Consider the following 759-nt stretch of genomic DNA (forward strand, 5'->3'; position numbering starts at 1 on the left):
GAATGCGCTGCAATGGAATAGCAATATATCTGCTTATGATGCCAGTCATGCAACCGGTACTGCACAAAAAATTACCAATGTAGCCCAAGGTAGTCTGGCAGCAGACTCAAGTGATGTAGTAACAGGCGCCCAGCTGTTTAATACCAATAATAGTGTAAGCACTCTGTCTGATAATGTTGATAGTAAGATGAATTCAATTTCTTCATCAACATCGGCCAGTGTGGGTAGCCTTTCTAGCGCACTGGGTCAGTTTGCTAATGAGAAAATCAATAGTCTGTCCACTACTTTTGAGGATAAACTGAGTACAGCCAATTCCAGCGTAGTATCATTGCAGCACAATGCATTGTTATGGAATAAGGACATTGACGGTGGCGCATATGATGCTACTCACGATGGAAAAGCGCAGCGCATTACAAATGTACAGGCTGGAAATCTTGCAGCCGGTTCAAGTGATGTGATTACCGGTGGCCAGCTATTCACGACTAATAGTCATCTTGGTACTTTATCTGATAGCGTTAGTTCAGGTTTTAACTCTTTGTCAACTTCATTAGAAGATTTACAAAATAAAAGTCCGAACGGATTGGTCAGTCAGCTGGAACAGACTAATCAGAGTCTGAGCAGTCTGTCTGTATCAGCATCAAGCAGTCTGACTGTGGCTGACTCTCATGTAAAAACATTACAGCAGAATGCGCTGCAATGGAATAGCAATATATCTGCTTATGATGCCAGTCATGCAACCGGTACTGCACAAAAAATTAC

General features: G+C 42.3%; 1 pseudogene. It reads left to right on the top strand.

The features are described 5' to 3' along the window. A pseudogene (locus H3U73_RS10580) lies at positions 1-759 on the top strand (hypothetical protein); the annotation flags it as partial.

The sequence above is a fragment of the Snodgrassella sp. W8124 genome, assembly GCF_016100875.1.
GTDB lineage: Bacteria > Pseudomonadota > Gammaproteobacteria > Burkholderiales > Neisseriaceae > Snodgrassella > Snodgrassella alvi.